This is a genomic window from Sphingobium sp. KCTC 72723 (assembly GCF_014280435.1).
In the GTDB taxonomy this organism is placed as follows: Bacteria; Pseudomonadota; Alphaproteobacteria; order Sphingomonadales; family Sphingomonadaceae; genus Sphingobium.
This window is the reverse complement of record NZ_CP060388.1, coordinates 2,367,027-2,389,648: the sequence shown is the minus strand read 5'-3', so window position 1 is coordinate 2,389,648 and position 22,622 is coordinate 2,367,027. Positions and strand designations below refer to the sequence as shown.

At 61.9% G+C, this 22,622-nt stretch carries 27 protein-coding genes; 15 read left to right on the top strand and 12 right to left on the bottom strand.

Annotation, left to right across the window (positions count from 1 at the left end; genetic code table 11):
• Nucleotides 1-323 precede the first annotated feature (323 nt).
• Complete coding sequence (locus SPBM01_RS11830) at nucleotides 324-2,894, bottom strand: EAL domain-containing protein (RefSeq protein ID WP_188062016.1); 2,571 nt, start codon at nucleotides 2,892-2,894, stop codon at nucleotides 324-326.
• 139 nt (nucleotides 2,895-3,033) lie between these two features.
• Nucleotides 3,034-4,146 carry a DNA polymerase III subunit beta gene (dnaN, locus tag SPBM01_RS11825; RefSeq protein WP_188062015.1) on the bottom strand — a complete coding sequence of 371 codons (1,113 nt, stop codon included), beginning with the start codon at nucleotides 4,144-4,146 and terminating at the stop codon, nucleotides 3,034-3,036.
• A 171-nt stretch (nucleotides 4,147-4,317) separates the two neighbouring features.
• Between dnaN and SPBM01_RS11820 the strand changes: the two genes are divergently transcribed.
• The 3 genes from SPBM01_RS11820 to SPBM01_RS11810 all read left to right on the top strand — a co-directional run bounded on the left by SPBM01_RS11820 (nucleotide 4,318) and on the right by SPBM01_RS11810 (nucleotide 6,784).
• On the top strand, nucleotides 4,318-4,821 hold the full coding sequence (locus SPBM01_RS11820) for a hypothetical protein (protein ID WP_188062014.1): 504 nt from the start codon (nucleotides 4,318-4,320) through the stop codon (nucleotides 4,819-4,821).
• 47 nt (nucleotides 4,822-4,868) lie between these two features.
• Nucleotides 4,869-6,137, top strand: coding sequence for a 23S rRNA (adenine(2503)-C(2))-methyltransferase RlmN (gene rlmN, locus SPBM01_RS11815; protein WP_188062013.1), 1,269 nt, complete (start codon nucleotides 4,869-4,871; stop codon nucleotides 6,135-6,137).
• A 227-nt stretch (nucleotides 6,138-6,364) separates the two neighbouring features.
• Nucleotides 6,365-6,784, top strand: a complete 420-nt coding sequence (locus tag SPBM01_RS11810) for a hypothetical protein (protein WP_188062012.1) — start codon at nucleotides 6,365-6,367, stop codon at nucleotides 6,782-6,784.
• Nucleotides 6,785-6,844: 60 nt separating this feature from the next.
• Here SPBM01_RS11810 and SPBM01_RS11805 read toward each other — a convergent pair whose 3' ends face one another.
• On the bottom strand, nucleotides 6,845-7,351 hold the full coding sequence (locus SPBM01_RS11805; RefSeq protein ID WP_188062011.1) for a porin family protein: 507 nt from the start codon (nucleotides 7,349-7,351) through the stop codon (nucleotides 6,845-6,847).
• A gap of 370 nt (nucleotides 7,352-7,721) precedes the next feature.
• Here SPBM01_RS11805 and SPBM01_RS11800 point away from each other — a divergent pair, with 370 nt between their 5' ends.
• The 7 genes from SPBM01_RS11800 (at nucleotide 7,722) to SPBM01_RS11770 (ending at nucleotide 12,500) form a co-directional block, all read left to right on the top strand.
• Nucleotides 7,722-8,411, top strand: a complete 690-nt coding sequence (locus SPBM01_RS11800) for a cytochrome b/b6 domain-containing protein (RefSeq protein WP_188065687.1) — start codon at nucleotides 7,722-7,724, stop codon at nucleotides 8,409-8,411.
• The gene (locus SPBM01_RS11795; RefSeq protein WP_188062010.1) at nucleotides 8,408-9,154 is read left to right on the top strand and encodes a molybdopterin-binding protein; all 747 of its coding nucleotides are present in this window, start codon (nucleotides 8,408-8,410) and stop codon (nucleotides 9,152-9,154) included. Before SPBM01_RS11800 ends, SPBM01_RS11795 begins: the two co-directional genes overlap by 4 nt.
• A gap of 31 nt (nucleotides 9,155-9,185) precedes the next feature.
• Nucleotides 9,186-10,427: an SAM-dependent methyltransferase gene (locus SPBM01_RS11790; RefSeq protein ID WP_188062009.1), complete on the top strand. Its 1,242-nt coding sequence runs from the start codon at nucleotides 9,186-9,188 to the stop codon at nucleotides 10,425-10,427.
• Nucleotides 10,428-10,534: 107 nt separating this feature from the next.
• The gene (locus SPBM01_RS11785; RefSeq protein ID WP_188065686.1) at nucleotides 10,535-10,831 is read left to right on the top strand and encodes a hypothetical protein; all 297 of its coding nucleotides are present in this window, start codon (nucleotides 10,535-10,537) and stop codon (nucleotides 10,829-10,831) included.
• Nucleotides 10,832-10,893: 62 nt separating this feature from the next.
• Nucleotides 10,894-11,316: a DUF350 domain-containing protein gene (locus SPBM01_RS11780; protein ID WP_188062008.1), complete on the top strand. Its 423-nt coding sequence runs from the start codon at nucleotides 10,894-10,896 to the stop codon at nucleotides 11,314-11,316.
• A gap of 5 nt (nucleotides 11,317-11,321) precedes the next feature.
• Entirely contained in the window at nucleotides 11,322-12,155 is an 834-nt protein-coding gene (locus tag SPBM01_RS11775) for a serine protease (protein ID WP_188062007.1), read from the top strand.
• 66 nt (nucleotides 12,156-12,221) lie between these two features.
• Nucleotides 12,222-12,500: a DUF3297 family protein gene (locus tag SPBM01_RS11770; protein ID WP_188062006.1), complete on the top strand. Its 279-nt coding sequence runs from the start codon at nucleotides 12,222-12,224 to the stop codon at nucleotides 12,498-12,500.
• Nucleotides 12,501-12,535: 35 nt separating this feature from the next.
• On the opposite strand, the gene SPBM01_RS11765 is transcribed toward SPBM01_RS11770, so the two are convergent.
• The 4 genes from SPBM01_RS11765 to SPBM01_RS11750 all read right to left on the bottom strand — a co-directional run bounded on the left by SPBM01_RS11765 (nucleotide 12,536) and on the right by SPBM01_RS11750 (nucleotide 15,575).
• Nucleotides 12,536-13,270, bottom strand: coding sequence for a CHAP domain-containing protein (locus tag SPBM01_RS11765; RefSeq protein WP_188062005.1), 735 nt, complete (start codon nucleotides 13,268-13,270; stop codon nucleotides 12,536-12,538).
• Nucleotides 13,271-13,382: 112 nt separating this feature from the next.
• Nucleotides 13,383-13,898, bottom strand: a complete 516-nt coding sequence (locus SPBM01_RS11760; RefSeq protein ID WP_188062004.1) for a CHAP domain-containing protein — start codon at nucleotides 13,896-13,898, stop codon at nucleotides 13,383-13,385.
• A gap of 114 nt (nucleotides 13,899-14,012) precedes the next feature.
• Nucleotides 14,013-15,089 carry a DNA replication/repair protein RecF gene (gene recF, locus SPBM01_RS11755; RefSeq protein ID WP_188062003.1) on the bottom strand — a complete coding sequence of 359 codons (1,077 nt, stop codon included), beginning with the start codon at nucleotides 15,087-15,089 and terminating at the stop codon, nucleotides 14,013-14,015.
• Between the two features lie 39 nt (nucleotides 15,090-15,128).
• Entirely contained in the window at nucleotides 15,129-15,575 is a 447-nt protein-coding gene (locus SPBM01_RS11750) for a hypothetical protein (protein WP_188062002.1), read from the bottom strand.
• A gap of 124 nt (nucleotides 15,576-15,699) precedes the next feature.
• On the opposite strand from SPBM01_RS11750, the gene SPBM01_RS11745 reads away from it, so the two are divergent.
• Nucleotides 15,700-16,236: a peroxiredoxin gene (locus SPBM01_RS11745; protein ID WP_188065685.1), complete on the top strand. Its 537-nt coding sequence runs from the start codon at nucleotides 15,700-15,702 to the stop codon at nucleotides 16,234-16,236.
• Nucleotides 16,237-16,271: 35 nt separating this feature from the next.
• On the opposite strand, the gene SPBM01_RS11740 is transcribed toward SPBM01_RS11745, so the two are convergent.
• A complete protein-coding gene (locus SPBM01_RS11740; protein ID WP_188062001.1) occupies nucleotides 16,272-16,658 on the bottom strand; it encodes a gamma-glutamylcyclotransferase in 387 nt (128 codons plus the stop codon).
• A gap of 333 nt (nucleotides 16,659-16,991) precedes the next feature.
• Between SPBM01_RS11740 and SPBM01_RS11735 the strand changes: the two genes are divergently transcribed.
• On the top strand, nucleotides 16,992-17,177 hold the full coding sequence (locus SPBM01_RS11735) for a PspC domain-containing protein (RefSeq protein ID WP_188062000.1): 186 nt from the start codon (nucleotides 16,992-16,994) through the stop codon (nucleotides 17,175-17,177).
• Nucleotides 17,178-17,609: 432 nt separating this feature from the next.
• Nucleotides 17,610-17,846 (top strand): DUF2061 domain-containing protein, encoded by a 237-nt coding sequence (locus tag SPBM01_RS11730; protein ID WP_188061999.1) that lies wholly within the window; start codon nucleotides 17,610-17,612, stop codon nucleotides 17,844-17,846.
• A 7-nt stretch (nucleotides 17,847-17,853) separates the two neighbouring features.
• On the opposite strand, the gene SPBM01_RS11725 is transcribed toward SPBM01_RS11730, so the two are convergent.
• Nucleotides 17,854-18,534 (bottom strand): peptidylprolyl isomerase, encoded by a 681-nt coding sequence (locus SPBM01_RS11725; protein WP_188065684.1) that lies wholly within the window; start codon nucleotides 18,532-18,534, stop codon nucleotides 17,854-17,856.
• Between the two features lie 312 nt (nucleotides 18,535-18,846).
• Here SPBM01_RS11725 and SPBM01_RS11720 point away from each other — a divergent pair, with 312 nt between their 5' ends.
• Together SPBM01_RS11720 and SPBM01_RS11715 are read left to right on the top strand one after the other, a co-directional pair.
• A complete protein-coding gene (locus SPBM01_RS11720; protein WP_188061998.1) occupies nucleotides 18,847-19,752 on the top strand; it encodes a hypothetical protein in 906 nt (301 codons plus the stop codon).
• The gene (locus SPBM01_RS11715) at nucleotides 19,749-20,453 is read left to right on the top strand and encodes a hypothetical protein (RefSeq protein WP_188061997.1); all 705 of its coding nucleotides are present in this window, start codon (nucleotides 19,749-19,751) and stop codon (nucleotides 20,451-20,453) included. The genes SPBM01_RS11720 and SPBM01_RS11715 overlap by 4 nt, the downstream gene beginning before the upstream one ends.
• 185 nt (nucleotides 20,454-20,638) lie before the next feature.
• Here the strand turns inward: SPBM01_RS11715 and SPBM01_RS11710 are convergent, their stop codons facing one another.
• Genes SPBM01_RS11710 through SPBM01_RS11700 form a run of 3 tightly spaced genes read right to left on the bottom strand, consistent with a single transcriptional unit; the run spans nucleotide 20,639 to nucleotide 22,566 of the window.
• Nucleotides 20,639-21,112: a hypothetical protein gene (locus SPBM01_RS11710; protein ID WP_188061996.1), complete on the bottom strand. Its 474-nt coding sequence runs from the start codon at nucleotides 21,110-21,112 to the stop codon at nucleotides 20,639-20,641.
• Between the two features lie 11 nt (nucleotides 21,113-21,123).
• Nucleotides 21,124-22,257, bottom strand: coding sequence for a HigA family addiction module antitoxin (locus tag SPBM01_RS11705; protein ID WP_188061995.1), 1,134 nt, complete (start codon nucleotides 22,255-22,257; stop codon nucleotides 21,124-21,126).
• A 12-nt stretch (nucleotides 22,258-22,269) separates the two neighbouring features.
• Nucleotides 22,270-22,566: a type II toxin-antitoxin system RelE/ParE family toxin gene (locus SPBM01_RS11700; protein ID WP_188061994.1), complete on the bottom strand. Its 297-nt coding sequence runs from the start codon at nucleotides 22,564-22,566 to the stop codon at nucleotides 22,270-22,272.
• Between the last annotated feature and the right edge of the window lie 56 nt (nucleotides 22,567-22,622).

The window sequence follows — 22,622 nt, the reverse complement described above, 5'->3', positions numbered from 1 at the left end:
TTCGTGCTGCCTACCTCCCCTGCAAGGGGAGGGCTATCGCATATGAACCCACCTCCTCCTTCATCGTCACCCTGAACTTGTTTCAGGGTCCATTTCTCGTCCCAAGCAGCGGCGTTGGGGGCATGATGGATGCTGAGCCGCAGGCCAGCGCAGCTAAACGAGTTCAGCATGACGAAGTAAAATAAGGTGCGTTCCATATGCGATTCCCCTGCCTGCAAGGGGAGGATGTAAGCCTATCTTCCGCTCCTCGCCCCAAGACATGCCTCACGCATCGTTTCTGCGCAGGCGGGAATGACGGATTTTGGTTGGCCTGGACGCCGACCCTAGGACGCCAGCGCCCGTGGCGCGGCGCGCAGGGCGTTGATGTCGATCGCTCCGGCAAATTCCACGCCCATGCGGTCGTCTTTCGCCCAGCGGGCCGTGGCGTTGACTGAGTGTCCGTCGGCCAGCTCGATCGAAAACAGCGTGCCGAGCGGGACGTTCCACAATCCTTCGATCAGCGCGCCGGTGGCCGAAATATTGCGCACCCGGCCAGTGTAGAGATGGCCGTCATGATGGATCACGACCGTGCGCAGCATCGTCTTGCGTTCCGGTCGGCTGGACTGGAAGCCGTTGGCGGATGCGGCGGTGCCATTGGCGCGTTGGCCGGCCAGCACGTCGGCGGCGGGCATCGGGCGGCCATAGATATAGCCTTGAATATGGCTGCACCCCAATTGGCGGATCAGCGCCAGTTCGTCCTGCGTTTCTGCGCCTTCGGCTGTCGTGTCCATGCCCAGCGCCTCGGCCAGGCTGACGATCGCCTTGATGATTGCGCTGTTGCGGCTGCCCTTGGTCGCTGCGCCGCGCACGAAGCTCTGGTCGATCTTGATCTTGTCGAACGGCGCTTTCTTCAGATAGCCAAGCGAGCTGTAGCCGGTGCCGAAATCATCGAGCGCCAGCCGCACGCCCAGCGCTTTCAAGCGCACGAACATGGCGTCGGTGCCATCATCGTCGTTCAGGAACACGCTTTCGGTGATTTCCAGTTCCAGCCGTTCGGGCGCAAGCTGCGCCGATGCCAGCGCGTTCATCACCGTTGAGGGAAAGCCGGGATTGGCAAATTGGGTCGGCGATACGTTGACCGCGACCCGAATGTCTTCGGGCCATTGCGCCGCATCGCGGCAGGCGGTGCGCATCACCCATTCGCCGATCTGGCCGATCAGCCCGCTATCTTCCGCGATCGGGATGAACAGGGCTGGCGAAATGGACCCGCGCACTGGATGGACCCAGCGCAGCAGCGCTTCATAGCCGGTAATCTGCTCGGTCTTGGACGATACCACGGGTTGATAGGCCAGATGCAGGCCATCGGCGGCCAGCGCGTGCCGCAAATCTTCCTCCAGCGCACGGCGATCTTCTGCGTCGGCGTGCATGTCGGACGAATAGAAACGATGGACGCCCCGGCCATTGCCCTTGGCGGCATAAAGCGCCAGGTCCGCATTGCGGATCAGCGCGTCGGCAGTCACCCCGTCCTGCGGGCAGGACGACACGCCGATCGACACGCCGATCACGACGGCGGTCCCTTCGATCGAATAGGGTTGGGCCACGGCCTCTATGATGCTTTGCGCCAGTTGCGCCAGCATCGCCGGGTCGCGATGGCCCGGCAGCAATATCTTGAATTCGTCGCCGCCCTGCCGCCCGACAAGGCCAGTGTCGCCGACCACGCGCTGCAACCGCTGGCTGACCTGCCGCAACAGCGCGTCGCCCGCCGGATGGCCCAGCGTGTCGTTGACGCTCTTGAACCGATCAAGGTCCAGCATCATCAGCGTGCAATCGCCCGGCTTGCCATAACGCACCGCCACGGCCTGCTCCAGCGATCGCAGCATCTGGATGCGGTTGGCCAGGCCCGTGAGCGAATCGAACTGCGCCAGCCGGGTGACTTCGGCCTGGCTGCGGCGCATTTCGGTCAGGTCGGTGCCTGACCCGCGAAAACCGTGAAACTGGCCATATTCGTTGAACACCGGCTGGCCGGAAATCGACCACCACCGTTCTTCCTTCGCCATGGCCGCCTGCACCGGAATATCGGAAAATCCGGTGCGGGCCGACAGATGAAAGCCCAAAGTCCGTTCGCCATCGCCCTGCTGCTTGTCGCCGGGGCGGATGATTTCGGTGATCGCGCGGCCGATCATGCCGCCGGGCCGCGCATCCAGCGTGTTGGCCAGCGTATCGGAAATATAGGTGATGCAGCCATGCCGGTCGGTTTCCCAGAACCAGCCGCGCCCGGTGCGTTCATGTTCCTGCAACAGCCGGTCGGACCGTTGCGCGCGCAAATCCTGTTGGTGCAGCGCGATCGCCCGTTCGCGGTCCGCCGTCGCCTGGCGCAGCGTGGCCACGGCCATGACGCCGACGCAGCAGACCAGCAGGCCGATCTGCGCCATGCCTGCCTTTTCCGTGACCGACACCAGCAATGCGCCCAGAAAATAGCTGATGCCCATCAACCGCCGGTCGCCAAACAGGCATACCGCCAGCAGCGCGACCGCCAGTTCCGGCACGGCGGCCAGAAAGATCGTGTCCGACGCGGCCATCGGTTCATGGCCCAGCCACAGGCTGAACGTCAGGCCCGACAGGAATACCATCGGCAGCATCAGCCAGTTCTGGATATGGGGCATACGCTGCTGGAACAAGGGCCAGCGCGGCACCAGCATGATCGCGCCGTCGACCAGCAGCATCAGCGCCATGATCGTCGCCTGTTCCCCGTCGCCAGCGCGATAGAAAGGAATGCCGAGCAGCGCGACGACGCAAATCTTGGCCAGCAGGGTCAGCGGCCACAGCCGCGCGATATGAACGAACGCGCCCGAAATCCACGACGCGGCGACTTCCGTCCCGCTTTCCGCCAGTCCCAGTGCGACCATCAGGGTCATGGGGCGGGATTGATTCTCAGGAAGGGGGGTACGCGGGGAAACCATGGGCCAATCGATAGCGCATGTGTGTTGATAGACAATTACCGCCAGCCGTAACGACTTGCCGCAAAGTACGACAAGTCGCGCGGCGGCGCGGCCATTACACGCGCATCGGCATCAGGACATAGAGCGCCGGGCTATGGTCGTTTTCGCGGATCAGCGTCGGCGCGGCGGCATCGGCCAGATGCAGTTCCACCAGTTCGCTGTCGATCTGTCCCAATATGTCGAGCAGATAGCGCGCATTGAAACCGATGTCGAAGCCTTCGCCCTGGAACGCGCCCGGCACTTCTTCGGCCGCCGTGCCATTTTCCGGGCTGGTCACCGACAGGGTGATCTTGTCGCGGTCCAGGCTCATCTTGACCGCGCGGGTCTTTTCCGTGGCGATGGTGGCGACGCGGTCCACGCCTTCCTCGAACCCGCGCGGGTCGATCCGCAGCAGCTTGTCGTTCGCGGTCGGGATGACGCGGCTATAATCGGGGAAGGTGCCGTCGATCAGCTTGCTGGTCAGGATCGCGCTGCCCAGGCCGAAGCGGATCTTGCTGGCCGACAGGGCGATTTGCACCGACCCGTCGACTTCGTCGAGCAGCTTGCGCAGTTCGGCGATACATTTGCGCGGGATGATGATGCCGGGCATCCCGTCCGCGCCATCGGGCCGGGGGACAGTCATGCGCGCCAGGCGATGGCCGTCGGTCGCGGCCGCGCGCAGCACGGGCTGGCCATCGTCGGCGACATGGACATAGATGCCGTTCAGATAATAGCGCGTTTCTTCGGTCGAGATCGCAAAGCGCGTCTTGTCGATTATCTGCTTCAGCGTTTCGGCGGGCAATTCGAACCGGGTGGGCAGGTCGCCCTCGGCAATCACCGGGAAATCGTCACGCGGCAGAGTGGACAGGTTGAAGCGCGCACGCCCCGCCTGAATCAGCATCTTGCCTTCAGCCGCGATCAGCGACACCTGGCTGCCTTCGGGCAGTTTGCGCGCGATGTCGAACAGGGTGTGGGCCGAAATGGTCGTGGCCCCGGCTTGTTCCACCTGCGCCGACACGCTTTCGACGATCTGGAGGTCGAGATCGGTCGCCATCAGCTTGATCGCGCCGTCCGCCGATGCTTCGATCAGCACGTTGGACAGGATCGGAATCGTGTTGCGCCGCTCGACCACCGACTGGACGTGGCTCAGGCTCTTGAGGAGCGTTGCGCGTTCGATGGTGGCCTTCATGTCCCTGTTCTGTCCGTTTCTTTTTCTGCAATGGCCCGGATGCGGTCGAATCCGGGCGACAATGATGGATGGTTCTTCATAACCGCTGTTGCGGCATGGGCAAGCACTCGCTGGCGCTTTCCGATGCAAGCGCGCTTGCAAAACGGGACAGGGTGCGCTTTGCCATGGCCCATGCGCCGCGCGATTGCCTTCCTGACCCTCATATTGCTGGTCCCCATGCCTGCCATGGCGCGGGATTCATTGGGCATGTTCGAACAATGGGGCGCGTTTCGCGATCCCCCCGCCGGTCAGAACGGGCCGCGCTGCTACGCCATTGCCCGCCCTGCCGCCCGCACGGGGCAACGGGCAGACGGGGCTTTCGCCGGTGTCGGCACCTGGCCGCGCCAAAAGGTGCGGGGGCAGGTCCATCTGCGCCTCAGCCGCGCCCGCGCCGCCAGGGCGCCCGTGACGCTGAGCGTTGGCGAACGCCGTTTCGCGCTGGTCGCGGGGCAGCGCGATGTATGGGCCGCCGACCCGCGCGGCGACGCGGCGATCGTGGCGGCCATGCGATCGGCCAGCAGCATGAGCGTGGCCACCATCGGCACCGACGGACGTGCCTTTGCTGACAGCTACGCCCTGCGCGGCGCAGCCACGGCGATCGACGCAGCGGCGCTGGGTTGCGCGCGGGTGCGGTGAATGCACGCCACTTTGTAATTTCGCCAAAATCGACTATGTGCGCGGTCATGCAATCAGCCGCCACGCCTCTCATGCCGATTCCCGGCCTTATCGACCCTGTGCCTGTGCCGCGCGCGGTCACTCCGCGCGCCGATGGCCGCACTGACTTGCTGGGCCTGTCGCGCCCGCAGATCAAGGGCGTGCTGGAGGAGGCGGGGCTGGACGTGAAGGCGGCCAAGCTGCGCTCCAAGCAATTGTTCCACTGGCTTTATCATCGCGGCGAAACCGATTTCGAGGCAATGACGGATCTGGCCAAGCCGATGCGTGGCTGGATGGCCGAACGTTTCGTCGTGGGACGCCCGGAAGTAGTCGAGGCGCAGGTGTCGACCGATGGCACGCGCAAATGGCTGCTGCGGTCCGACGACGGGCAGGATTATGAGATGGTGTTCATCCCCGATGCGGATCGCGGCACGCTGTGCGTGTCCAGCCAGGTCGGCTGCACGCTCAATTGCCGTTTTTGCCACACTGGCACGATGCGGCTGGTCCGTAACCTGACGCCCGGCGAAATCGTGGGTCAGGTGATGCTGGCGCGCGACGCGCTGGGCGAATGGCCCAAGGGAAATATGGGCAGCGCGGCGGCGGTGCAGGATGATGAGGATGAGGACGCGCCGCAATATTCGCCTGACGGGCGGATGCTGACCAACATCGTCATGATGGGCATGGGCGAGCCGCTCTATAATTTCGAGCATGTCCGCGATGCGCTGAAAATCGTGATGGACGGCGATGGCCTGGCCCTGTCGCGCCGCCGCATCACGCTGTCGACCAGCGGCGTTATCCCGATGATGGCGCGGGCGAGCGAGGAAATCGGCGTGAACCTGGCCGTTTCGCTCCATGCCGTGACCAAGGAAGTGCGCGACGAGCTGGTCCCGCTCAACAAGAAATATGGGATAGAGGAGCTGCTGGCAGCGTGTGCCGACTATCCCAAGGCCAGCAATGCGCGCCGCATCACGTTTGAATATGTCATGATCCGCGACAAGAATGACAGCGACGACGATGCCCGTGAACTGGTGCGCCTGATCCGCAAATATAAGCTGCCGGCCAAGGTGAACCTGATCCCGTTCAACCCCTGGCCCGGCACCGACTATGAATGCTCGACGCCGGACAGGATCCGCGCATTCAGCTCCATCGTGTTCGAAGGCGGCATTTCCGCCCCCGTCCGCACCCCGCGCGGGCGCGACATCATGGCGGCGTGCGGCCAGTTGAAGTCGGCCAGCGAAAAGAAAAGCCGCGCCGAGATGGACCGGCTAGCGGCGGAAAAGCAGGCGGCGCTGGGCTGAGTGCGAAATCCTCTCCTGCAAGGGGAGGGCAATCATATATGACTTTTCGCCAAGCCTCAGCGTCATCCTGAATTTAGTTCAGGATCCATTTTGCCCAAAAAGCCGCCGCCCGTAACGAGAAATGGATGCTGAAACGAGTTCAGCATGACGATTGAAAGAGAAGACATTTTTATATGCGATAGCCTTGCCCACAGGGGCGGGATTGTCTCGATGCCGGGAGCAACGCCATGACCGACGCAGACATCGAACATCTCGCTGCCCGCTTCCGCGCCTGCACCCTGCCCAAGGCGCAATGGACCCACGCCGCTCATTTTGCCACGGCGCTCTGGCTGATCCTGCGGTGTCCCGATCCGCGCCCGGAAAGCGTCATGCCCGCCATGATCCGCCGCTATAATGAGAGTGTGGGCGGCGTGAACAGCGACAGCAGCGGCTATCACGAAACGATCACGCAGGCGTCGCTGCATATGGCCCGCGCGCTGATCGCCACCTTGCCTGCCGACGTGACGCCTGCGTCGGCGCTGGCCGCGCTGAATCATTCGCCGCTGGGCGACAAGGATTGGCTATTTGCCTATTGGTCGCGCGCCACGCTGATGGCTGCGCCCGCGCGGCGCGGCTGGATCGCGCCGGACCTTCAACCCCTGCCATGACGCAAAAAGGGCGGCCCGCATGGACCGCCCTTTCCTTATGTTCCGTGCGACCCGAAAGGATCAGAAGCGGAAGCCGACACCGACGACGGCAGCATCGCGGCCACCGATATTCTGTTCATATTCGGTGCGCTGATATTCGGCCGAAATATAGGTGTTGGGCGTGGCGGCAAATTCCAGACCGCCGCCGAAACGGACGCCTTCGAACGCGGAGCCGGTGCCGAGCGCTTCGACGCGCGAGGACGCATAGCCGACCTTGCCGAATGCCAGCACGCGCGGGGTGGCGACAAAGCCAAGGCGCAACGATGCGGCCAGATCACGGCTGGCGTCGAAGCCAGCGCCATCGACGGTCGAATCGCCCAGGCTGACTTCCACGCCGCCGGTGACGCGGGGGGCCAGCGCCAGATCGTAGCCGGCGGTCACGCCGTAGGAAAAGCCTTCTTCGCCATCGAACTTGTCATAGCCCATGGTCACGCCTGCGCGCGGCCCGGTAAAGGGCGCAGCGTCCTGAGCGAAAGCGGGGGCCGAAACGCAGGCAGCAGCAATCGCAGCGAAAATCACAGTTTTCATAAAGTCCTCGTTATTTTTCTTGTAGCCAGTTATTGTAAATTCATCTGGCGTTCAGGTTAGATGCAAGGAAATCATCCAAAAATACATGACTCCTGCGATCCATTGTCTCCCTTATCAGGAGTATCCATGGGCTTGATGTGCATCAACATCTCGCAACGCTCATCTAGGGTCGCTCTTTTCCTTTGCAAAGGGGGTGGATGTTTATTTCAAATGATTTCAGCGCAATGTTGCAAATTGGTGACAATGGCGTTTGCCCGATGGTGGTGCTGGCATATCCGCGCCGATCGCGTAGGATGGTGCGATGGACAGCAGCACGGAAGATGGCGGCCCGCCGCCCGTCGCCCTACGACCCGCCGCGCCGGTGGGCATGATGGTCAGGCGGCACCGGCTGTCGACGCGGCTATGGCATTGGCTGAACGCGCTGCTGCTCTATATCCTGTTCACCAGCGGCCTTGGCATCTTCAACGCGCACCCGCGCCTTTATTGGGGCGTCTATGGCGCGAATTTCGATCATGCCTGGCTGGAGCTGGATCGTTTCCCCGGCTGGCTGACCCTGCCTGCGCATTATAGTCTGGCGATGTCGCGGCACTGGCATCTGGCCGCCGCGCCGATCTTTGCCTTCGCGTTGCTCGCCTATATGCTCTGGAGCCTTGGCAATCGCCATATCGTCCGCGATCTGGCGCTGACCCGCGCCGATGTCACCCCGCGCCATATCTGGCAGGATATCAAGGACCATGCCCGGCTACGCTTTCCCACGGGTGCTGCGGCGCTGCGCTATAACGTCCTGCAAAAGGGAGCGTATATCGGGGTGATTTTCCTGCTTCTGCCACTGCTTATCTTCACTGGCCTCACCATGGCGCCGGGCATGAATGCGGCCTGGCCCTGGCTGGCGGACCTGTTTGGCGGGCGGCAATCGGCTCGCTCGCTCCACTTCATCGCCGCCTTTGCGCTGATCGCCTTTTTCATCATTCATATCGCCATGGTGCTGCTCGCCGGGCCGGTTAATGAGGTGCGGTCGATGATAACTGGCCGCTTCCGCCTGCCGGAGGAACGGCCATGATCCTGACCCGCCGCACCTTGTTGCTGGGGGCTACCGCGACGCTGGCGGGGTGCGATCGGCTCGCCACCCATGCGTCCTTTCGCGAGGCTTTGTTCTCGGCGGAAAATTTCCACAAATGGGCGCAGCGCAGCCTGATGGCGCGCGACGCGCTGGCGCAGGAATTTCGCCCCGACCAGATGTCGCCGACCTTTCGCGCCAATGGCACTTCGAACCCCAATACGCCTGAATATAAGGGGTTATGGCGCAACGGCTTTGCCGACTGGCGCTTGCAGGTCAGCGGGCTTTTTCGCAACCCATTGTCCATCTCGCTGTCGCAATTGCAGGCGATGCCGCACCGTCAGCAGATCACCCGGCACGACTGCGTCGAAGGGTGGAGCGCGATCGGCAAGTGGCGCGGCGTGCCGCTCGCCACCATCCTGAACGCGGCGGGGATGCGGCAGGACGCGCGCTACATCGTCTTTCGCTGCGCCGATGATATGGGCGGCGGGCGGCCCTATTATGAAAGCATCGACCTGATCGATGCTTTCCATCCGCAGACGATCCTGGCCTTCGCGCTCAACGATCGCCCCTTGAGCGTCGCCAACGGCGCGCCGCTGCGCCTGCGGGTCGAACGGCAATTGGGCTATAAGCACGCCAAATATCTGATGGGGATAGAGGCAGTCGCCACGCTGGACGGCATCGGGCGCGGCAAGGGCGGCTTTTGGGAAGATCATGCCGATTATGACTGGTATGCCGGTATTTGACCTGCGCCTGTCCGCCTGACAAAATGTCGGCATGACAGTGTTCGAGCGGATAGTCCGGCGACTGGTCACACGCGGCCAGATCACCTTCTTTACCCCGGATGGCAGGCATTTTACAGTGGGCCGCTCCGATCTCGCCTTTTCCGACCTGGCGCTGCGGCTGCATGACGGGCGAGTCGCTTTCGACATCATGCGCGACCCGCGCCTTGGCATGGCGGAAGCGTGGATCGACGGGCGCGTGAGTGTAGAGGGTGGCGGCATCATGGAACTGGTGTCCATGATCCGCGCCAACAATCCGTGGGAAAGCGGCCGGTCGATCGATGCGAAGGGCGTGCTGACACGCGGGTTCAAGGCGGCGCGCCAGAAATTGTGGCAGGCCAACCACCGCGCGCGGGCGAAAGCGAATGTCGCCCATCATTACGACCTGTCGGGCGCGCTCTACGCCCTGTTTCTGGACCGCGACCGCCAATATAGCTGCGCCTACTGGCCCGACGCCGACGATGAAGCGGGCATCGGCCTGGATCAGGCGCAGGAGGACAAGAAGGCGCATATCGCCGCCAAGCTGCACCTGACGCCGGGCATGAAGGTGCTGGACATTGGTTGCGGCTGGGGCGGGATGGCGCTGTATCTGCACCGCACCTGCGGCGTGGACGTCACCGGCATCACCTTGTCCGAAGAACAGCTGAAGGTCGCGCGCCAACGGGCGGAGGAAGCCGGCGTCGCCGACCATGTGCGGTTCGAACTGATCGACTATCGCGACATGACCGGGCCGTTCGACCGGATCGTGTCGGTGGGCATGTTCGAACATGTCGGCACCGCCGATTACCGCGTCTTCTTCAACCAGTGCCACGACCTGCTGACCCCCGATGGCGTGATGCTGGTCCACACGATCGGCCGGATGGGCGGACCGGGCGTGACCGACGCCTTCACGCAGAAATATATCTTCCCCGGCGGCTACATCCCGGCTCTGTCGGAAATGGTGGCGGGCAGCGAAGGCACGCGGTTGATGGTCACCGATGTAGAGGTGCTGCGGCTGCATTATGCCCTGACGATTCGCCAATGGTATAAACGGGCGATGGCGCGCCGGGCGGACATTATCGCCCTGTATGACGAGCGTTTTTTTCGCCTGTGGACTTTCTATCTGGCGGGCGCGGCGACAGTGTTCGAACATGGCGGCATGGTCAATTATCAGGTCCAATATGCCCGCGACCGCCGGACCCTGCCCATCACCCGCGATTATATGCAGCAGGCCGAGGCGGACCTGCGCGGTCGTTGACTGAACGCCCGCTTACAACGGCGTTCGCGGTCGGTTCAGTCGAGCCGGGTCATCTTCCCTCCATGGTTTCGCCATCCACTGGCGAAGCCCGCATGAGGAGAGACATGATGAAATTGGTGTGGAAAGCGGCGGCGCTGGCCAGTCTGGCGATTGCGGGCCTGAGCGGCGCGGTCCCGGCGCAGGCGCAGAATTACGGCGGCTGGCGCGGCGACCGGCATTACAGGTCCGATCATCGCCGCTGGGACAATGATCGGGGCTGGGATCGCCGTTGGGACAATCGCCGTCACTGGCGCGGCGACCGGCGCGACTGGCGCGGCAACAGGGGCTATCGCCAGCGTTGCTGGACCGAGTGGCGCTATGATCGGTATCGCGACCGCGACGTGCGCGTGCGCATCTGTCGCTGACAAATATCATCCGCGGCCCGTCCCGATTGAACCTTGGGGCGGGTTGCGGCATTTGAGGGGGCATGACCGATCCCATGCCCGTAATCCAAAGCCTGTTGTCAGGCCTTCCCATCCTGCTGCTCCATCTGGGCAGCGCGACTTTGGTGTGGCTGGCGGCGCTGGCCATCTATCTGTGGATCACCCCGCATGACGAATTTGCCCTGATCCGCGCGGGCAATGAAGCGGCGGCCATTTCGCTGGGCGGCGCGGCGATCGGGCTGGCGGTGCCGCTGGCGCTGTGCCTGGCCGGGTCAGTCAATGTGTGGGACATCGTCATCTGGGGCAGCGTCACTTTGGTCCTGCAACTCATTGCCTTTCGCTTCGTCGATTTCCTGCTCGGTTCACTGTCCGGCCGGATCGAAGCGAACGAGCGGTCCGCCGCGATCTTTCTGGCGATGATGAAGGCAGCGATCGCCTGCCTGACCGCCGCCGCCGTGGCCGGGTAAGTCCCGTGGCGCGTGGCGGCTGTGGCTGCCTTCCCTTTGCGCTGGGCGGCCTGTTGCTGCTCGCCTGGTTCGGGCAGGGTGCGCCGGTGCCGCCGCTGGACGTGGAAACATTCGACCCGCGCTCGCCCCGCCGCCCGCTGCCGCAATGGAGCGACGAACAATTCGTCATAGAGGATCGCCCCGGTGGCCCGGCCGATTCGATGGGAACGGCCTTTGCGGTCGATCGCGACGGCGCATGGCTGACCGCTGAACATGTTACCCATGGCTGCGCCCGCATCGGGCTGGACGATGGCGGCTTTGCCCGGCCCGTGTCCCAGGTGATCGAAAGCCGGGAGGCGGACGCGGCGATGGTGCGCGACGGGCTGGCCAGCGACAGCGCGCTGCCCTTGTCCGCCCGGCCCCCTGCACTCGGATCGCTGGGCTATCATATGGGCTTTCCGGCCGGACGACCCACGCTGGTGGTATCGGAACTGATCGGGGAAGCCAGCGCCCGGCGGGGGCGCAGCGACCTGACCCAGCCAGTGCTGGCATGGGCCGAACGCAACCGCCTACCCGATGGCGACGGCACATTGTCGGGGATCAGCGGCGGGCCGATTTTTGCCGAGGACGGGCATGTCGTGGGCGTCAACAGCGCATCGACCGACCGGCGCGGGCGGATATTGACGACCGCGCCCGACGCCATGGCCCGCCTGGTCGCGGCCAGCCGCGCGGTGGACGACCGGCCCGTTGCCTATCCCTTCGCCAGCCTGGCCGATGCGGAGGGGCGTTTTGCCGCATGGGTGAATGACGGCGTCATCCGCCGCATATTCTGCGATGTCGACGGCGCGCGGGGTGGTTGAGCGGGTGGTTGACGGGGCGACGGGCAAAAGAGTAGGCGCAGCGGCAACTTTACAGGGATTTTCATCATGAGCGACACCCCCCCCGACCGGCTTTCCACCAACCCGCGCAGCCCCCATTTCAACATGGACGTCCTGCAACGCGGCATCGGTATCCGTTTCAAGGACGGGGTGCGCACCGATGTGGAAGAATATTCCATGTCCGAGGGCTGGATTCGCGTCGCTGCGGGCAAGAGCCGCGATCGCCATGGCAACCCGCTGACGATCAAGCTGACCGGCCCGGTCGAAGCCTGGTTCGAAAACCCGGCGCAAGAGGCCGAAGCAGAAAAGCCCACCGACGCCGAATAAGCGTCGGCGCGCCCGCCGATCTTCCAGGCGGGCGCTCAGTTCATCATCGTCTCACGCTTCACGTCGGCGATGATCGCGCTCAGCGTGCGCTGCGATGGGGCATTGTCGGCATATTCGACGATGAACGGGTCCGCTTCCAGCCGGGGCGCGGGCGCGCGGCGGGGCTTGGCCGGCTTTGCCTGCGCCATCAGCGTCAGGGGCGGGGTCTGCTGCACCGCGCGGCGCATAGGCGGAACCTGTTGTCCGTCCCACATATCCGGATCGACCTTTGCAAAACGCATGAAGCTGCCCAGCGCCGGATCGGGCGTGAAGTCGTGCAGCTTCGCCTTGGCCGGATAGATGAAGCCGAAGGTCGGATTGGTGCGTGCGCCCATCTGGCCGGTGGGGCTGTGCCACACCCGCACTTCGCTCCAGTCGCCGCTGTCCGACACGTCGATCGCCAGCACATCCTCCTCGATCGCGCCGGGGGCGGACCAGTTGGCATGGCGGATCAGCACGCGCCGGTCGTCCAGCACGCGGCTGACCACCGCGACATGGCCCAGCACCATCGGGCCGTTGGGACGGAAGGCAAGGACTGCGCCCTTTTTGGGCGTGTGTCCGCGCTTATAGGCTGCCTCTGCCTGTTCCCACCAGGTCAGCGCATCCCCGCGAATGGCCACGCCCGATACGATCCGGGCATAAGGCACGCATTGCAGCGCCGCTGAAAAAGCAGGCGCAGTCATAAAGCCGGACAGCACGCAAAAAGCCGCCCAGCGAAACCATCGAATCATTTGCGCGATCCTGAAAAAAACAAGAATCGCCCCACCGAGGTCGGGTCTAGACTGGGATATTTAGGAAGAGGTTAAGCGCCCGGAAACCGACCGGAAAACGGGTCGGGATGGATCAGAAGGCGGCGCGGATACCGGCGGCCGATGCGATCTGCACGGGCTTGTCCATTGCCTTGGGCGCGTCGGCATAGATGAAGCCGTTGGCGCGGTTGGAACGCAGGCCCAGACCGCCGATCGGGCCATACCATACGCGCACGTCCGACCAGTCATTGTTGGCCGACACGTCCACCGCGCGCACATCACGCTCAATACCGCCGCGATAGGACCAGTTGGCATGGGTCAGCAGCACTTCGCGATCGCTGACCACCTTGCTGACCATGGCGACATGGCCAACGGGCATGGAACGGCTGGACGAGAAGGCGAGGACGGCACCGACGCGGGGTTCGTTACCACGATCATAGCGGCCCTGCGCCTGACCCCACCAGCTGTTGGCATTGCCGAAAAGCTGGATGCCGGACACCTGCCGGGCATAGGGTGCGCACTGGAGAACTCCGGCGGTCGCAGGCGAAACGATCAGGGTCGAGAGCGCAAGAATAGTGGCTGCGAAAAGCGCCCGAAAACCAACGATCATGCGATTGCGACCCCGACTTATTCTTTTAGGTTTTTGGTAAACCCCGATGGCCGCTTTAGGGCAGACGCAGGCCGACTTGAAAACCGCCGGGCGATGAATCGTTGCGGTAGTGCGTTATGTTGCGGAACGAAAAACATGGCCGGCGGTTACGGTGAGTCTGGTCGATGATGTTAATTCGCTGAAAAGACTGGATTCTGTCCCCGTCATCCACACCTGCCCCCCGGTTGCGGCCAATCGGTCGAACAGCGCGGCCCGCCGCGACGGGTCGAGATGGGCGGCGACTTCATCCAGCAGCAGCACCGGCGGCTGGCCGCGATGGTCGGCAACCAGCGCCGCATGGGCCAGCAGGATCGACAGGAGCAACGCCTTCTGTTCGCCGGTGGAACAGAGCGCGGCGGGCTGATCCTTGGCGATGTGAATGACGTTCAGGTCGTGGCGATGCGGGCCGGACAGGGTGCGCCCGGCCGCCGCGTCGCGCCGCCGTTCGCGGCCCAGACGCAACCCCAGCGGTTCGGTGTCGGCGGCGGCGGCATCCCCCTCTATCGCGATCAGCGGGCGCGCGAACGGTGCGTTGGGCTGGTCGGCCAGCCGCGCGTTCAGCCGATCGACCAGATCGCGCCGGGCCGCGTCCAGCGCACTGCCATGTTCGTCCATCTGCGCTTCCAGCGCGGTCAGCCAGGCCGGGTCGGCCCGGCGCAGGTCGGCGAGCAGCCGGTTGCGCGCCCGCATCGCCGCATCATAACGCGCGCTATGCCCGGCATGGGCCGGGTGCAGTGCCAGTGTCAGCCGGTCCAGAAAGCGCCGCCGCCCGCCGGGGCTGTCGAGGAACAGCCGGTCCATCGCCGGGGTCAGCCACACGATCGACAGATGGTCGGCCAGCGCGTTGGCCGATGCCGCCACTCCGCCGATCCGCACCTGCCGCCGTCCCGCTGCCTGCGGCGTGACGCCGGTGCCAAGCACTACGCCGTCCACTTCGGCAGCGACGCCAAAGCCGCCCGGTCCGTCCTGCCGCGCCATCGCGTCCAGCGCCGCGCCGCGCAGGCCACGGCCCGGCGCCATCATCGACACCGCTTCCAATATATTGGTCTTGCCCGCGCCATTGTCGCCAGTCAGCAGGATGAAAGCGTGATCTGGCACGATCAGCGCATCCGCATGGTTGCGGAAATCGCTCAGGGTAAGGCGGCCGATCATCGCCCGGCTGTAGCGGGCGATGGACGGCGGGGGAAGCGTTCAGCAGCGTTTGCGCGTGATGGCGACAGCGTCATGGACGATGGTGAGCCTTTGTCCGTCGTCCGTTGCATCCATCGACAGGGTGCGGGTCCAGCTTTGCCCTTCGCCCGTGAAGGCGGCCTTTACCGCGAATGTGCCGTCGGCCTGCCCGGTTACCGATTGGACCGTCCCGACGCTTTCATGAAAGACCAGCTGGTCGGGCAAAATGGTCAGTTCCAGCACCGCGCGCCTGTCGTCGCATTGCTCGTTCAGGCCGGCCCAATGTCCTTGAAGAAGAACGGGAATTTTTATCGGTTCCGGGGCTGGCGAAACGTCAGGCACTGTCTCCCTCGCTGTCGCCAAATCGGTGGCGGGCGGCGTGTCTCGGGCATCCTTGCGCTGTGGCGGATCGTCGCCAGAACAGGCGGAAAGCAGGATCGGCAGCAGGAGGATGGTCAGCGCGCGCATGTTAACAGGAACCTGTGACTGGCTCACTGGTTCCTGCCCTGACGATTCCCTTCAGGCCGACTTGCGCGTTGCGCGCATTGCGGCCATCACCTGATCATATCCCCGATTGCCAAGGAACCTGATGATGAAGCGCCCGATCCTGTTTTTCGCCGCTGCCACGGTGGCCCTGCTGGGGTCGAGCGGCGCGATGGCCGCCCTCGCCATCGGGGCGAAGGCGCCCGATTTCACCACGCGCGGCGCGCAGGCGGGCAAGACCTTCACCTTGACCCTGTCGCATCAGTTGAAGCGTGGCCCGGTCGTGCTGTATTTCTTCCCCAAGGCGTTCACGCCGGGCTGTTCGGCCGAGGCGCGCGAATTTGCCAACAATATCGACAAGTTCAAGGCGGCTGGCGCAACGGTCATCGGTATGTCGGCTGATTCGGTCGATGATCTGGTTTCCTTTTCGACCAAGGAATGTGCGGGCAAGTTTGCGGTCGCTTCGGCCGGACCGGGCATTGTGTCGGGCTATGACGTGGCGCTGAAAATGCGGCCGGGCATGACCGATCGCACGTCTTACGTCATCGCGCCGTCGGGCCGCATCGCGTTCGTCCATTCGGAAATGAGCTATGCCGGCCATGTGAAAAACACATTGGCCGCCGTCGAGGCGATGAAGCAGAAATAAATATCAGGGGGGAGGGGCGTGCGGTTTGGCGTCCCTCATCCTGCCAGAAAGTCGCCACCGGCGATCAGCGGCAATCCCGCGACATCGCGTGCATAGATATAGGTCCATCCCGTAACCGGACCATCTGCCGTCTCAACCACCAGCTGCTCACGACGATATTCATGCGGTTGCGGGTGATGGGCGGCACATTCCTCATATTCGTCCAGCAGCGCGAGTGTGGCTGCCGGATCGTCCAGCGCGAACAGGTCGCCAGCAACCTGCCCGTCCGGTCCCGGCACCAGCCCCGGATAGTCGGCAATGCGGTAGAGCCGACCAGCCACCGTGCCAGATCCGACATAGCACGCAGCGGCGCGCAACTGCCGGGCCATCGCCCCGTCAAAGCCCCTGCGCAGCGTGCCATAGACAAATAAGGGGATGGTCATGACGGCATCCTGAAAAAATTGGCCCATATATTCGTGAATTTCACCAACATCCTGAAATTGTAACAGGCGTTGTTCGTGGGTGCGGCGCTGAAAGTGGCGCATTTCTGCCGAAACGGCAAATTGGCACGGCTTCTGCAATACCAGTTGGCATCAAGGCCGCATCGGTCGGCCAGTAACATCAGGGAGTTTCCACCATGTCCATCGCCCGCATCCAGACCGCCGCAACCGCTTTTGTCGGTGCCGTCATCGTCGCCACCCTGTTCATCGGTGCCGCAGTGCCGCTGGCACCGATCGCCTGAATCCATCCATCGCATTTTTGAAAAGGTCAGTCACATGAACAACAGCTTCACTCTCGACCGCCGCAACGGCAAAATCATGGGCGTATGCGCGGGCCTTTCCAACCGTACCGGATTGGACGTCACGCTGATGCGTGTGGCGCTTGTGCTGCTGACGCTTTGCGCGCTCGGACTGGTCGGTGTCGTGGCCTATCTGCTCGCGGGCTGGATCGCCGAAGGTTGATTGCGGTCTACCAAAGTCAGCGGATAATAAAAGAGCCGCCCCGGCATATGCCACGGGCGGCCTTTTCATGTTCCGAAAGATCGGGATATTATAGGAGCGCGGGGTGCGCTCAGGCGTATAGCACCGAATAGAAGGTCAGCATCTGTACGCCGACCGCAACTACCAGCGCCGCGCCCTGAAAGGCCTGTCGCATGTTCGTTCCTTGATTGAGTATCGATTGTCGCCCGACTGGGCGGACCGGGCCTATGCTCCTGTCATGCTGTTGTAACAATCGCAAAGCGTGAGTTTACGATTGCAACAAATGCAACAGTGCTGTTACCGCAAAGCCGCAGTCATGACCCATCATCGCCCGATGCGATCAGAGCCAGCGGAAAAAGCTGTTGGCGCAAGTTGCGAACGATTCTTAAATAGATCGCAACAAGGAGCATCCCCATGTCGCTGGACCTCATCAAGACAGGCACATATCTGACCATTCACCTGACCGTCGGTTTCACCGTCGCTTATCTCATGACCGGATCGCTCGCGCTGGCGGGCGGGATTGCGTTGGTCGAGCCGGTCATCAATGCGGTGGCCTTCTTCTTCCACGAACAGGCATGGAAGAAAATTCAGGCCCGGCCTCCGCGTGCGGGCGCCCGCCAATGGATGAAGGGGCAGGCGGCGTTCGCCTGACCTGCCGCTATCGTGCCTTGGCGCGGTTCAGGCCGATCAGCCAGGGTTTTACCCCGCGCGACGGTTTGGCAACGCCATCCAGCCGCTTTGCGCGCAATATGGTGATCGGCTTGACGATCATCTGCCCCCGCATCGGTCCCGACCCGCAACAGGTCGGCACGGCCAGGATTTTCTTCACCACGTCCATGCCCGCAACGACATGGCCGAACGCGGCATAGCCGATATAGCTGCCCCGCGCGTCCATATTGGGGGTCGGTCCCACGGTGATGAAGAAATTACCCATCGCCGAATTGGGGCGATCGGGCCGCGCCATCGACAGGGTCGCGTCCAGATGCCGGATGCCCGTCCGGCTGGTCGGTTCATGCGCGACGGGGGGCAGCGACCGGCGTGCATCACTGTCGATCCCGCCCTGTATCAGCCCCAGTTGCGGCGCACTCTTGCGCCGGGCCGCGCGATAGAAAGTCACGCCGTCGAACCGGCCATCATCCACATAAGTCAGGAAATTGGCGGAGGTTAGCGGCGCGCGCCGGGTGTCCACCGCGACGATGATCCGCCCGACCGACGTGTCGATCGCGACGCGCACATTGCCCGGTGTAGGGCCGGGCGTAGGGCGGTTGGCGGGGATCGCGCTGGCCATGCCGGGCAGGATCGACAGCAGGACGAAAAGGCAGCAGGCAAGCAGGCGCATCGGGAAAACGGACACTCACGCGAAGGGAAAGATGTGCCAACGCTAAGGGTGTCGCAGGATGGGCGCAACACAGGAGGGTGCGCTGGCCAGCATTTACAGGTTGGGGAAAAATGGTGCCCGGAGACGGATTCGTATTGATGGACAAAAATGCCATATTTGCTAACTATCTTTGATTACGGATCTCAGCATGGCCCCCAATTTGGCCCCCAAATTTGTTGGTAGCGCGAAGCGCTCCATCCCGATCTGGGGAAATTGCGAACGGGCTTACGCGAAATCTATCGCATTGTGCCGTGATGCTGTATCGCCTCGGGTATGTACGATCCTGCAAAAATTGCCGCAGCAGTCGGCGACGACGGATTAACCTACGCGCGGAACAAAAATCGAGGCGGCAGGTCGAGCGCAAAGGGGCGCGATTTCGAGATACTTTATGGTGCCTACCGCATCGCGCTCGAAGCCTCAAAAGCGTTCGAAACGGGCACACTCGGGGAAGGGGTTACCTTCCACGACCAGGTGCTGTCGTTCGTGGATGATTTCATCATATCTCGCCAAGACCAGCGAACTCTTGAGCAGTTGAAGAGTGGCGCTGCCGCTTGGAACGGCGGGGACCATGCTCTAGCTGATGATTTCCGGCTACAAATGAAGTTAGATGCGGCATGTGAAATTAAAGCCGATTATCGCTTAGTCGTTTCCGACGAAGGGCGTCGCGCCTCTCTTATCTCCTCCCGTCCTCAAGATCTATCTAACGTTGAGGTTGTTCAATTCCCTGAAGGCTTTCCAGATACGGCTCTGATTGCTAACCGGCCGGACCTCGCGGTCGCACTGGACCTTTTAAGCCCAAGAGATCCAGAGCGAGTGGTGAGGGAACAAATTTGGCGTATGCTGGTCGGAGTTTGGGCTCAGTCTCGCGGAGATCAATCCCTTGAGGAGCTGATAAACCGGGCTGCTGAAGGACCCGGCGGCATAGTTGCCCCTCTTCTGCCTGCCTTTGAGATTCCCATGGAGGCAAAAAATGCACTCGACAAGATCGAGTATTTGCGATTCTATGTCACCAAGAATTTTTTCGGTTTTGAGTATCAAGGATTTGGAGATCATACGATGAAGGGATGGGCGGAATATCATTGCCACACCCCGGAGTTCGGAGCGTTTCTAACCGCCTTGGTTCACGCTCAGGCTACAGATTTCTTTGAGTTTTTTGCCATTTTCAAGGCGCATGTATGAGTGGCAATCGAACCCTTTCGAAGCTAGCTCATGCTGCTGGTGAAGATATTGTGGCGGCATTGGCGCGACTAGCGGACACTTCATTGCCTCCGTCTGAGTACGGCGATGTTATGACGCTGGTAGGCAAGGCGCTTGGACGCTGTTTTGCAGAGCGTTCGAACGTTGCTGGGAAAACTGTCTATCTAGCAGTGACAGTGGAAGATGCTGACTTTTTAGCCGCTGGTATTGCCCAGGCCTTAGATGAGGCGGGTGCCAAGACAGGAATTGCGTGCTTCTGGAACACGAGAAAGAAAGCTGCTGATCTACGGTGGCTCGACGTTGCGACAATTACAAATGAGTACAGGGAACCACTTCCGGCACATCTCGACCATTTGTTAGTCGTAAAATCTATCATATCAGGCGCATGTGTGGTCAAAACAAACTTGATGCACCTGTTGGAAGATGCGCATCCCGATCGCATTCATATTATGGCACCTGTAATTCTGGAGGGTGCTGAAAAGCGTCTATCATCCGAGTTTGAGGCAGAAATTGCTGATAAATTCGAATATTGGTTACTAGCTACCGATTCAGAAAAAGATGATCATGGGAATGTGCTCCCAGGTATCGGCGGTGAAATTTATTCGCGCCTCGGCTTTGAAGGCCAGCGGGGGAAAAATGCTCATTTCCCTAAACTGCTCAAAGACCGGGTTTTATCTGCATAATTAGTCCTACATTCTACGCTACCATGTCGTCGAACCGCGACCGAGGCGCGGATTCGACGACACATTGAATGATCTCGGCATCTGCGCCGGAAGTTACAAATTTTAGAGGCGCGAACGTTGGCTCTCCGTATCGAGAGAAATGGAGAGCGCCAAGATCGTTCGATTGAGAGATCGCTCGCTCCGTCCTAAGCAGCCTTGCGGCCATCCCAATAACGGCGCTCCTCTACGTCGTCGCGGAAATCGAGCAGCATCTGGATCGGTTCCTGCTCTGACCGCATGGCATTATATGCTTCCACGTCGGTAGAAAGCTGGACGCAATCACCTACGATTTGCTCGCGCCGCTGGATGAATGCCTTTTGCATATGCTCCCGAGGCGCATCAGCCATCATGGCCCAGAAGGTGTGTTGGACCCCGCCCCGCGTCAGGCGGACGGCATGGTTGACACGATAACGTCGCCCTTCGCGATCGGTCGCATATTCTTCCCGAAGCGCCGTGGACATGTCTTCCGCAAGCTTTGCTAAGGGATCGACCTCGGGCACTTCGATCATGCGCTTCTGCACGCCCCACTGAACAGCCTCGCGGGCGGTGGCAGGAACCTGACCGTTCTCCTTTTCGAACTCGTGCCAGACACGCTGCAGTTGCTCTCTGTAAGTCGGCATATTCCCGCTCCTCAAAGCGAAACCGGAGCAACATCGCCCCATCCGTCAACGACGCTGTTACCCATCAGAAACTGACGCACTTTGACCTTATGGCGGGTCAGCCAATCATATCGATCCATGCGTCTTTGCAACTGGCCAACGACAATGCCCGGGTGTCGCCCAAGCCTGCCAGCGAACCCGATCACATCCTTCTCTGCGATGTACGGGTATTTCCGAGTATAGAAGGACTCCAGCTCAGTCGCCGGAACGCAGCAATCCTGCGCTGCCGCGTTCGCCTTGCGTTCGGCGGGGGGAAGATCGTCCCGACCACCAGCAGCTTCAAGATCAACATCGATCTGCTCGCCGTTCAGTTCGCCCCGACCATCGCCATTGAGCACATGTTCAAGCTCGTGGCGCAGCACGAACCAAAAATTGTCGATGCGGTCGTGCCGGGTAGTCAGCCCCACTACCGGTGCATTGTCGTCTAGCCAGAAACACACGCCATCGATGTTCGCTTTCGGCAATGTCTCCACGATCACGAAACGCACCCCACACTCCGCCAGCAGGCGCGGCATATGCCGAATTTCTTCGGCATGCTTCATGTAGCGCGGAAGGTCCGCCACAAGAGCCCTCAACTTGGCGGCTGAATATACAGGGGCCACCATTTCGGCGGCTATCTGGCGAACCCTGAACAGCCATGCCAACTGGAATGGGCTGGTTTCCGAGTAATCCGCCTTCTTCGCCGCGTGGGCCATATGAGGGACATCAGCCAGATCGTTCTTGCAGAAAAACCGCATGACCTGGGCTTCAAGTAGCCCGATGTCGGTGTCCGCCAACCACCCGCGTTTGATCATCTCCCGGATCGGAAAAGCATTTTGCAGCTTAGCCCGACGCTCTACAGCCGGGTCAGGCGCACGAGCATTGGCCATCTCATAAGCTTGCTGGAGATTGGCAAAATAGTCGGCAGAGACATCGAACGCCTTACCAAGCGCCTTCGCCATTTCTGGGCTGATGCCTCTCTTGCCAGAAGTGATGAGGTTCACGGCCTGCTCGGGCACGCCAAGAATATATGCGAGATCGCGCTGGGACCAGCCGCGCGCGTCCAGTTCCTCCCGGATGAACTCGCCGGGATGAGGAACATCAATCAGACAAGACGCAATCGTCATTTCCGATCTCCCTCAATGCGTGTCGCCGATAGCGACAATTTGAATGGTCGGCGGCCGCTCATTTTCGAGCAAACGAAAGACAATTCGGTACTGATCGTTGATACGGACGCTTCGCCTTCCATCCTGGCAACCCTGCAGTTTCTTGTAGTGCACACTTTTCAAATTCCTTAGATCCCTCTCATCCAAGGCCGCTTCCAGCTGCACCAGGCGGCGACGGGCCGCGTGAATCACCGCAAATGGAAGCCCAAGCTTGTGAGCTTCATCGGTGCATATGCGCTGCAAGTCGGCATCGGCGAATTCGATCCTCATGCTGAATCACCGTAGAGGTCGGCCTCTTACATGTCAACAATGCGACTGAACTAGGG

Bases quoted from the DNA above. Each gene is read 5' to 3' on its own strand.
- SPBM01_RS11750 (WP_188062002.1), bottom strand. From the start codon at position 15,575: ATGCGCGCGCTGACCATCCTCCTGCTGCCGATCCTGCTTTCCGCCTGT.
- SPBM01_RS11725 (WP_188065684.1), bottom strand. From the start codon at position 18,534: ATGCGCCTGCTTGCCTGCTGCCTTTTCGTCCTGCTGTCGATCCTGCCC.
- SPBM01_RS11765 (WP_188062005.1), bottom strand. From the start codon at position 13,270: ATGATTCGATGGTTTCGCTGGGCGGCTTTTTGCGTGCTGTCCGGCTTT.
- recF (WP_188062003.1), bottom strand. From the start codon at position 15,089: ATGATCGGCCGCCTTACCCTGAGCGATTTCCGCAACCATGCGGATGCG.
- SPBM01_RS11800 (WP_188065687.1), top strand. From the start codon at position 7,722: ATGGTCAGGCGGCACCGGCTGTCGACGCGGCTATGGCATTGGCTGAAC.
- SPBM01_RS11790 (WP_188062009.1), top strand. From the start codon at position 9,186: ATGACAGTGTTCGAGCGGATAGTCCGGCGACTGGTCACACGCGGCCAG.
- SPBM01_RS11745 (WP_188065685.1), top strand. From the start codon at position 15,700: ATGAAGCGCCCGATCCTGTTTTTCGCCGCTGCCACGGTGGCCCTGCTG.
- SPBM01_RS11810 (WP_188062012.1), top strand. From the start codon at position 6,365: ATGACCGACGCAGACATCGAACATCTCGCTGCCCGCTTCCGCGCCTGC.
- SPBM01_RS11795 (WP_188062010.1), top strand. From the start codon at position 8,408: ATGATCCTGACCCGCCGCACCTTGTTGCTGGGGGCTACCGCGACGCTG.
- SPBM01_RS11740 (WP_188062001.1), bottom strand. From the start codon at position 16,658: ATGACCATCCCCTTATTTGTCTATGGCACGCTGCGCAGGGGCTTTGAC.
- SPBM01_RS11720 (WP_188061998.1), top strand. From the start codon at position 18,847: ATGTACGATCCTGCAAAAATTGCCGCAGCAGTCGGCGACGACGGATTA.
- SPBM01_RS11785 (WP_188065686.1), top strand. From the start codon at position 10,535: ATGAAATTGGTGTGGAAAGCGGCGGCGCTGGCCAGTCTGGCGATTGCG.
- SPBM01_RS11820 (WP_188062014.1), top strand. From the start codon at position 4,318: ATGCGCCGCGCGATTGCCTTCCTGACCCTCATATTGCTGGTCCCCATG.
- dnaN (WP_188062015.1), bottom strand. From the start codon at position 4,146: ATGAAGGCCACCATCGAACGCGCAACGCTCCTCAAGAGCCTGAGCCAC.
- SPBM01_RS11710 (WP_188061996.1), bottom strand. From the start codon at position 21,112: ATGCCGACTTACAGAGAGCAACTGCAGCGTGTCTGGCACGAGTTCGAA.
- SPBM01_RS11830 (WP_188062016.1), bottom strand. From the start codon at position 2,894: ATGACCCTGATGGTCGCACTGGGACTGGCGGAAAGCGGGACGGAAGTC.
- SPBM01_RS11780 (WP_188062008.1), top strand. From the start codon at position 10,894: ATGACCGATCCCATGCCCGTAATCCAAAGCCTGTTGTCAGGCCTTCCC.
- SPBM01_RS11805 (WP_188062011.1), bottom strand. From the start codon at position 7,351: ATGAAAACTGTGATTTTCGCTGCGATTGCTGCTGCCTGCGTTTCGGCC.
- SPBM01_RS11730 (WP_188061999.1), top strand. From the start codon at position 17,610: ATGTCGCTGGACCTCATCAAGACAGGCACATATCTGACCATTCACCTG.
- SPBM01_RS11705 (WP_188061995.1), bottom strand. From the start codon at position 22,257: ATGACGATTGCGTCTTGTCTGATTGATGTTCCTCATCCCGGCGAGTTC.
- SPBM01_RS11760 (WP_188062004.1), bottom strand. From the start codon at position 13,898: ATGATCGTTGGTTTTCGGGCGCTTTTCGCAGCCACTATTCTTGCGCTC.
- SPBM01_RS11735 (WP_188062000.1), top strand. From the start codon at position 16,992: ATGAACAACAGCTTCACTCTCGACCGCCGCAACGGCAAAATCATGGGC.
- SPBM01_RS11700 (WP_188061994.1), bottom strand. From the start codon at position 22,566: ATGAGGATCGAATTCGCCGATGCCGACTTGCAGCGCATATGCACCGAT.
- rlmN (WP_188062013.1), top strand. From the start codon at position 4,869: ATGCAATCAGCCGCCACGCCTCTCATGCCGATTCCCGGCCTTATCGAC.
- SPBM01_RS11770 (WP_188062006.1), top strand. From the start codon at position 12,222: ATGAGCGACACCCCCCCCGACCGGCTTTCCACCAACCCGCGCAGCCCC.
- SPBM01_RS11715 (WP_188061997.1), top strand. From the start codon at position 19,749: ATGAGTGGCAATCGAACCCTTTCGAAGCTAGCTCATGCTGCTGGTGAA.